The sequence below is a fragment of the Collinsella sp. TF06-26 genome (assembly GCF_002232035.1).
Lineage (GTDB): Bacteria > Actinomycetota > Coriobacteriia > Coriobacteriales > Coriobacteriaceae > Collinsella.
Genome location: NZ_NKXR01000026.1, coordinates 1 through 8,016 on the forward strand (window position 1 = coordinate 1; position 8,016 = coordinate 8,016).

Sequence of the window (8,016 nt, forward strand, 5' to 3'; positions counted from 1 at the left end):
TTTAGAAGCACCTACGTTCCTCAAAGAATTGTTAGATTAAAAGTAACAGACCGAATGAAGATACGTGCGACGGGGGCGAGGCGAATGGCTGAGCGGTATCGATATGCGGGTTCAACGGTATCACATTGACCACATAGATTTTTAACTTGCATTTCTACCCGCCCTTTTCGTAGAGTCGCCGATACGTGCTTAGCGCACCCTCGGCGCGTCCGGCAGGCTTTGCGAAATGGGATCCAGGAGACTTCGGCGCAGCATCATCTTGCGGAATGCTTCTAATGAGCCTCCCATCCTTCAAAAACAGAATCTCATCGCACAGCCTATCGACCGAATCCAAGATGTGGGATGACATGATGATGCACGTACCAGAATCGGCCAGCTTCCTGAAAATCTCGGAATGCAAGTCCACCCTGCTGGGGTCGAGCGCGTTCATGGGCTCATCTAATAGAAGGTACCGCGCACCCGTCGCATACGCAATCGCCAGGGTAAGCTGCTGCTTCATGCCCTGGCTCAGAGTGCGGATCCTCATCTTCGCGAACTCGCCTATCTGCGTTTGTTCCACTATCTCTTCGATATCGCGAGCATGCGGCCACATATCGCAAACCATCTTGAGGTGATCTTCCGCACGCAATCCGGGATACAGCAGCGTCCCCTCACCAGGTGCATAGAAGATCATAGAACGGACCTCTCTCGCACCCGTACCCTGCACCTCATCCAGAACGATGCTCCCGTCCACGCGAGGACCCGGCAAACCTGCCATCGCACGCAGCAACGTCGTCTTTCCATGCCCGTTCGGAGCGACGAGACCGTAGACCGTACCCGGGGCAAACTCAGCGTCCACCGAATCTACGAGCACCTTCTTTCCATAAGAGATCGTCAGCGTTTGAAGGCCAATCATCGAGATCATCCCCTTTCGATCTTTGGAACACTCAGGCGCACCATCAACGGAGATACGGCGCCCAAAACCACCAGCAGAGCGCCCGATGCGCCGACGACCTCTCCAAAAGGCATCGCGTTCGTCCCTCGCCCAAGGAACCCAATCGTCCCCACCTGGGAAGCGGGATCAAACGAGGCGAATGGAGCCAACAGCGCGACGCCCATGCCCGCGCTTTCAACATGAGCGCTCAACGAACCCAACACCAGGAGAACCGCGCAAACCACTCCGGTGACAACGGGGTTGCGGCTAATCGCTGCTGTCAACGCAGCGACGACGGAAATCACGCCGTATGCCATGACCAGCAACGGAATACTGCACAACACCGCCTCCCCCACCATGGACGTTGTCGAAGCTCCCGCCCGAATGAGAGCGACGGGATACTCCGATCCACCCGCACCGTTCTTAATCAAGGACACAACCGCAGCGGGAACCATCGACACCAAAAGCAGCGCCAAGCCAAGCAGGAGAGACAGCGCAACAGCCGTCAGAAAACGCACATGCGCTGTTGCGGGGACTTGGAAAACCAGAAGGGAACGGCACCGCAGGTAGGTGCACGCAAGCGATGTGACAACCACGGGCAACAGCCAAAACAAGGAAGGAAGCGCTGCCTGGAGATAGGAAAGGAGGATTAATGGGGGCATCTTCGTACTTAACTCGTAAACCTTGGGGTCCGGCAAGCTCGCGATCGACTCGAGCAGAAGGGCGCGCGCCTCCGCACGAGAAGGAGTCTCCGGCTCGATTCCGATCGATTGCAGGAGGGTCGCATCTGCCGCGCCCAGCTCGCCTCGAGCGCGCTCGTACGTCGCAAGGCTTCGAAACCCCTCCGCAGGCGTGGGCGCGTACACGAAACCCGAAAGAGCATCTCGCATGCCTTCCAGGGCCGCTTTGCCCTCGACGTCCATATTCGCAGCGTCCTGCTCTAGATACCGATCTATTGAACGGAGCTCCCCATCCCTATACCGAACAGCGGAAACGTTATCAGCGTCAGGAAACACCTCGACCAGAGCCGGGGCCAGCATCGCCGTCGACATTGCAATCGCGCATACGGCGAGGGCAGGAGAATGCAGGAGCAGCTTCCCCATCGTTCTTACGTATGCAACGGCGGAGGCACAAGCGCTCGAACGGGCTGTCGTTCTCGATGCGGTGAAGGAACCTCTCTCAAGACAAATCGGGGACATCGGGCGCGCGCAGCCGCTCTTTCCAACAACGCAAAGCAGGCTAATTGCCAGCACCTCGATCCCGATTGCGCATACGAGGGTAATCGCGCCACGCTCGAAGCAAAGTCCAGGCAGATTCACTATCTGCGTTGTCGGGTACGGGCTATAGGCGCCGACGGTCAACTCAGTGTTCGCATACGTAAGGGGATTCAACAGGGCGAACTCACGTAAAGCGATGGATCTTCCGTAATACCCGGGAACCATCGTCGCCCCCATCAGGGCACATACGAACACGATTCCAAGCGTAGGGTTATTGGCAATCTTCACGGCAAGGTGAACGACGAGCGAGATGAACGCCGCCACCAAGAATTGCAAGATGGCCGTCTGTGCGAACACCAGCCAAGCCGGTTTGATAACCGGAGTCGCATATTGAACGTAGCCTATCGGATAGAACAGCGAGCCCGGGCCATTCTTCACAAGTGCGGCGATTATCCCTGGAAGATTGACGGCGAAGACGGCAAGCATCGCAAAAACACTCGCCCATACGCTCGATGCAACAAGCCTGCCCAGCTCACCCATCGGTGCCTGGATGATGAGTTTTTCACGTTTGTTAAGACGCGCGGCAAGGAACGAGACGGCAACGGCCGTTGCGACCCATAGCAAGTACTCCTTCGATCCGTCATAAAAGGAGTACGCTCCATCCGATACCTGCAGAAACGGAAGCAGAGGAGAGAGCGGCGCCAAGACAAGACGCCCCGCGGCAAGAGGGCACAGAAGCGCGGGCATGCTTGATGAAGAGGTATAGACGCCCTCCTCCCCCGCATTCACAAGCGCATCCGCATAGGATGCTGACAATTCCTGCTCAACACGGGTTATTCCCGACTCGAGGTATTCAACCCGTCCGTCGATGCCAGCCGCGCTCCTGAAGACGGGCAGAGCACAAAGAACCATCAACGCAACAACGACAACACAGAGCGACCTGGAGGAGAGAAGCGACCTAAAGATCGCCTTCGAGATCTTGAGCATATTCATCGCCAACCTTAACCCCATCCACCTGGAACAGCGGGGCTGAACAAAATGCTCGGCCCCGCCTCGCATCTAGTGATTGCAGCATGCTGTGATTACTTGCTGGCAAAGTCAATTTAACATAAACTGTTAAAAAGTAACCTGAGTTTTTTAAATTCTTCGGAGGTTATTATGAGTTCCGACAATCGCACTCCCCGGCTTCATTCCTTCCGCATCGCATGTGCGATAGCCTCTGCGACCCTTTGCGCCACCGCCATCGCACAAGTGGCGTTCTCCTTAAAGCCAGCAATCGAAGTGCTCGACAACCCTGTAATTGCAGACTCCCCCGCGTATCCAGCCCTTGCGATCTCGACATTGGTCCCTGCCGTCATCGGTATCGCTACGACCATCCTCAGCGCCGTTCTCGTGTGGACGATCAAGAGCGGAGACCCCTTCAAGAAAGGGTCTGCGACATGCTTGAAGGTGCTCGGCATTCTCTTCGTTGTTCAAGCTGCCACCAGCCTCTACGCCGGCTCACTCAAAACCTCCGTTTCAATGTTTGGCGGCGAGGGGGCCGTCGGCGCCCAAGAGATCGCTTCATCATTCGATTGGACCTCTCTGGTTCTCGGCATCGTCCTGTTCATGCTTTCCCAGCTCTTCTTGTACGCCCGAGAGCTGTACCTCGACTCCGACGAGATTGCGTAAGGAAACGCCATGCCCGTAATTGTTCGCCTCGACAAGATCATGGCCGAGCGAAAGATTTCCTCGAACGAACTTGCCGAAAGGATTGGAACCACGCCCGTGAACCTGTCCCGTATTAAAAAAGGGCATATTCGCGGCATTCGCTTCAACACACTCGAGCAGCTATGCCTCGCCCTTCGTTGCCAACCCGGAGACCTTCTCGAAGTCATGAGCGAAGAGGATGCCCGAAAGGAGTTCGGACTCGATTGGTCCGCCGAGGATTAGAGGGCGGTCGTACTCGCCCTGCACACGGGGATGCGAATCGGCGAGGTCTGCGGCCTTCGGTGGTGCGATGTGGATTTCGAGACGGGCCTGATCTCGATCAGACACTCGGTGGCGTACGCGAAGGGAATGGGTTCGTTCATCAAGGACACCAAGACCCATGACGCCAGGGGTATCCCCATCGACCCGGTCGGCCTACTCCCCTTCCTGAAGGAGACCCACGAGATCGACTGCGGAAAGCTGCGCTTGCGCGGCCTTACCGGGGCGGTCGAGATCGGGGACTGCTACATCCTGTCGGAGCCGGGCGCGACCTTCGCGACGACAAGCTATATCCGCAGGGCGTTCAAGACGTTCCCGGAGACCAACGGCCTCATGGGCACCAACGACGAGCTGATCACGTTCCACGGCCTTCGCCACACGTTCGCAACGCAGTGGATCCGCCAAGGCGGCGATATCAAGGCGCTCCAATCGATCCTCGGCCACAAGAACGCCATGGCGACGCTCAACGTCTACGCCGACATCGAGCCCATCTCCAAAATCCATAACATGCTGCGCGCCACGCCGTGCCTTTGGCGCGGGCACCTCGGGCCGAGGGTCGATCCGGGTCCCATGTTCCAACAGAGGATCCAGGAGTCCATCGAGACGCTCCAGGCGTTCGGCTACGGCATCACCGAGCCGGACGACCGAAATATCGCCATACGCGACGTGAAGACGAACAGTTGGCTCTAGCTCACCGAGTACGCGGCAGTGCTGGGCCCATCCCAACTGAGGTCACGGTGGTCCGATAGGGGCGCCGCCCGCGGCATGCGCCGCGGAGCGGTATCCCCTACCGAAGGGCGGGGATGCCCTCCGCTTCCAGTTCGGAATCAGCCGTCGGAGGCGTTCGGCTGACTGCGGGAACGGCCTGTCCGCTCAATGTGTTCGGCTGAGATCGGAAATCAACCCAACACGAGCCGGACACGCGCCAGACGGCTCTTCCCCGTGCGGCCTTCCCCCTTACGCTCATGTTGCAGGCATGTAACGCCGCAGCGAGCGCGCCTTTTTTGCGCCAGACAGGTACAATGATGAACACTGTACCGTAGCGGAGCGCCCCGCGCGCGCCGCAATCACGCGAAAGGGTTTCCCATGGCCGAGATCTCGTCCTCCCGTATCGTCATCACCGTCCTTGGCAAGAACCGCCCCGGCATCGTCGCCGGCGTCACCCGTGTCCTGGGCGAGGCCAACGTCGACATCCGCGACATCACGCAGTCCATTATCGAGGACATCTTCACCATGACCATGCTGGCCGATACCGCCGAGTCCAAGCTCGACTTCGCCGAGCTGCAGAAGGCGCTGGCCGAGGCCGGCGAGCTTTCGGGCGTCAACGTGTCCATCCAGCGCGAGGACGTCTTTAACTTTATGTACCGCCTGTAGCGAACAAGCCGCTCGGGGCAGCTTGACGTCATATCGTCCAAGCGCGCGGCCCCAAAGCGGACCGGAGAGGAGCGCGCATGGCCTACGACGCCAAGAAAATCTACTACCGCTTCGACGATCACCTGAGCCGCCTGGTTCTGGATTACGAGGCGAGCCGTCAGATTTCGCCCGAAAGCGAAAACCTCTACCACGGCCTGCCGACTGATCCGTATGACGAGGGTCTGTTCGTAGAGCACAACGTCAAGCGCGGCCTGCGCAATGCAGACGGCTCGGGCGTGGTCGCGGGCCTCACTCGCATCTCGGATGTGCATGGCTACAACAAGGTCGACGGTAAGGTCGTGCCCGATCAAGGCAAACTCACGCTTCGTGGCTACAGCATCGAGGATCTGGTCAACAACGCCCAGGCCGAGAATCGCTATGGCTACGAAGAGGTCGCCTACCTGCTCATCACGGGCTCGCTGCCCAACAAAGAGGAGCTCGACGGCTTTTGTGAACGTCTGGGCGCTTTTAGGCATCTGAGCGACGAGTACGTCAAAGAGTTCCCCATGACCACGGTGTCGTCGAGCATCATGAATGTGCTTCAGCGCGCCGTACTGCTGCTCTACGCCTTCGACGCCGAGCCCGACGCCATTACGCCCGAGCACGAAATCGACGTCGCCATCTCCATGCTCGCCCGTCTCCCCCGCATCGCCGCCTTCGCGCATATGGCCTCGGTCGCCAAGCGCCGCGGCTCCGAGGTTCATGTGCCGCACCCCACACCCGGCCTTTCCACCGCCGAGACCATCCTGCAGGTGTTGCGCGGCGGCATGGCATTCAACCGCGACGAAGCCATGCTGCTCGACGTGATGCTCATGCTGCATGCAGAGCACGGCGGCGGCAACAACTCCACGTTCGCCTGCCGCGTGCTGTCCTCTTCGGCCACCGACCCGTATTCTGCCTACGCCGCGGCTATCGGCTCGCTCAAGGGTCCGCGCCACGGCGGCGCCAACGCCAAAGTCGTGTCCATGCACGAGGACATCCGCGCGCATGTTTCCAACTGGGAAAACGAGGACGAGGTCGCGGCCTACCTGGGCAAGATCCTCGACAAGCAGGCTTTCGACGGCACCGGCCTCATCTACGGTATGGGCCACGCCGTCTACACGCTGAGCGACCCGCGCGCCGAGGTGTGCCGCCGTTACGCGCGCACGCTTGCCGCCAAGAAGGACTTGGGCGAGGAGTTCGCGCTCATCGAGCGCATCGAGCGCCTGGCCCCGCAAGTGATGCGCGATCACGGCATGACCAAGCCCATCTGCGCCAACATCGACCTGTACACGGGCTTTATCTACAAGATGCTCGGCGTGCCCGAGACGCTCTTTACGCCGCTGTTCGCCGTCGCCCGCATGGCCGGTTGGTCGGCGCACCGCATGGAAGAGCTCTTCTGCGCGCACCGTATTATTCGCCCGGCCTATCGTCCGGTGATCGAGCCGCTGGAGTACAAGCCGCTCGCCGACCGCTAGGACGCGGACCGTTATAGAACTCGAGCGTGGCCAGGGACCCAAGCCCTCGGCCACGCTTTTTATGCCAGTAGAAAGGGCTGCATCAAATGATTGTGTTTTCCGATATGGATGGGACGCTGCTGACGAGCGATAAGCAAATGAGCGATGCCACTTGGGCGATGATCGACGAGCTCGCACGTCGTGGCATCGAGTTTGTTCCCTGCACGGGGCGCCCGCTGTCGGGCATCTTTGAGCCCATTCTCGCCCATCCCGCCGTGCATTACGCGGTCTGTGCCAACGGCGCCAGCGTCTGGCAGCTCGACGAGGATACGCCCACCGATGTCTCACGTGCTACGCGCATTTTGAGCCGACCACTCGACCGCGCCATCGCCCACCGCGTCCATAGTATTGCCGCCGGCCACGATGTGACCTTCGATATCTTCGCGGACGGACAGTGCTTCCTCCCCCGCTCGCTCTACACGCGCCTGGATGAGTTCTGCGGCGGCGACCCCCACATCGCAGCTTCGCTCAAGCGCACGCGAACGCCGATCGACATGGATATCGACAGCAAGATCGACGGAGTCGAGACGCTCGAACGCATCGCCATGTACTGGCACGACCCGGCCGATCGCGACGCCATCGCGGCGGAGCTCGACGTGCTCGAAGGCATTGAGGTCACGCGTTCGTACGCCATGAATATCGAGGTCATGGGCGAGGGCGCCACCAAGGGAACGGCCCTCACGTGGCTATGTGAGCACCTGGGCGAGCGTCTCGCCGACGCCTGGTCGTTCGGCGACAACATCAACGACATCCCCATGCTGCAGGCAGCGGGCCACGGTATGGCCATGATCAACGCCGAACCCGAGGACCGCGAGGCCGCCGACGCCATCACCGAGTTCGACAACGACCACGACGGCGTCGCCCGCACCATCATGGCCGCCCTCGCCTAGCAGCAGCAACCCAGCAGAGACGATATGAGCAGGACATAAAACATTGAGAGCCCCTGCTGCATGAAGGACCGCGGATTAGGCCGACAATGGTGAGTGTCTAATTCAGCCGCGGCGGCCAC

Annotated in this window: 8 protein-coding genes; 6 read left to right on the forward strand and 2 right to left on the reverse strand. The window is 59.7% G+C overall.

Features of this window, described 5'->3' with window-relative positions:
* Window positions 1-154: 154 nt before the first annotated feature.
* Together CHY22_RS09675 and CHY22_RS09680 are read right to left on the reverse strand one after the other, a co-directional pair.
* Window positions 155-895, reverse strand: a complete 741-nt coding sequence (locus CHY22_RS09675) for an ABC transporter ATP-binding protein (RefSeq protein WP_158551215.1) — start codon at window positions 893-895, stop codon at window positions 155-157.
* A 5-nt stretch (window positions 896-900) separates the two neighbouring features.
* Window positions 901-3,123 (reverse strand): hypothetical protein, encoded by a 2,223-nt coding sequence (locus CHY22_RS09680; protein WP_089573675.1) that lies wholly within the window; start codon window positions 3,121-3,123, stop codon window positions 901-903.
* A 165-nt stretch (window positions 3,124-3,288) separates the two neighbouring features.
* Here CHY22_RS09680 and CHY22_RS10005 point away from each other — a divergent pair, with 165 nt between their 5' ends.
* From CHY22_RS10005 to CHY22_RS09715, 6 genes are all read left to right on the forward strand, one after another.
* Window positions 3,289-3,801: a DUF2975 domain-containing protein gene (locus CHY22_RS10005; protein ID WP_006235293.1), complete on the forward strand. Its 513-nt coding sequence runs from the start codon at window positions 3,289-3,291 to the stop codon at window positions 3,799-3,801.
* 9 nt (window positions 3,802-3,810) lie between these two features.
* Window positions 3,811-4,062: a helix-turn-helix transcriptional regulator gene (locus CHY22_RS09695; RefSeq protein WP_006235292.1), complete on the forward strand. Its 252-nt coding sequence runs from the start codon at window positions 3,811-3,813 to the stop codon at window positions 4,060-4,062.
* Between the two features lie 18 nt (window positions 4,063-4,080).
* Entirely contained in the window at window positions 4,081-4,788 is a 708-nt protein-coding gene (locus CHY22_RS09700) for a site-specific integrase (RefSeq protein ID WP_255413296.1), read from the forward strand.
* Window positions 4,789-5,184: 396 nt separating this feature from the next.
* Window positions 5,185-5,472 (forward strand): ACT domain-containing protein, encoded by a 288-nt coding sequence (locus CHY22_RS09705; protein ID WP_006235289.1) that lies wholly within the window; start codon window positions 5,185-5,187, stop codon window positions 5,470-5,472.
* Window positions 5,473-5,549: 77 nt separating this feature from the next.
* A complete protein-coding gene (locus CHY22_RS09710) occupies window positions 5,550-6,968 on the forward strand; it encodes a citrate synthase (protein WP_089573677.1) in 1,419 nt (472 codons plus the stop codon).
* Window positions 6,969-7,054: 86 nt separating this feature from the next.
* Window positions 7,055-7,897, forward strand: coding sequence for a Cof-type HAD-IIB family hydrolase (locus tag CHY22_RS09715; RefSeq protein ID WP_089573678.1), 843 nt, complete (start codon window positions 7,055-7,057; stop codon window positions 7,895-7,897).
* Window positions 7,898-8,016: the final 119 nt, after the last annotated feature.

Coding starts and splice junctions, on each gene's coding strand:
- CHY22_RS09715 (WP_089573678.1), top strand. CDS start 7,055: ATGATTGTGTTTTCCGATATGGATGGGACGCTGCTGACGAGCGATAAG.
- CHY22_RS10005 (WP_006235293.1), top strand. CDS start 3,289: ATGAGTTCCGACAATCGCACTCCCCGGCTTCATTCCTTCCGCATCGCA.
- CHY22_RS09705 (WP_006235289.1), top strand. CDS start 5,185: ATGGCCGAGATCTCGTCCTCCCGTATCGTCATCACCGTCCTTGGCAAG.
- CHY22_RS09680 (WP_089573675.1), bottom strand. CDS start 3,123: ATGAATATGCTCAAGATCTCGAAGGCGATCTTTAGGTCGCTTCTCTCC.
- CHY22_RS09695 (WP_006235292.1), top strand. CDS start 3,811: ATGCCCGTAATTGTTCGCCTCGACAAGATCATGGCCGAGCGAAAGATT.
- CHY22_RS09675 (WP_158551215.1), bottom strand. CDS start 895: ATGATTGGCCTTCAAACGCTGACGATCTCTTATGGAAAGAAGGTGCTC.
- CHY22_RS09710 (WP_089573677.1), top strand. CDS start 5,550: ATGGCCTACGACGCCAAGAAAATCTACTACCGCTTCGACGATCACCTG.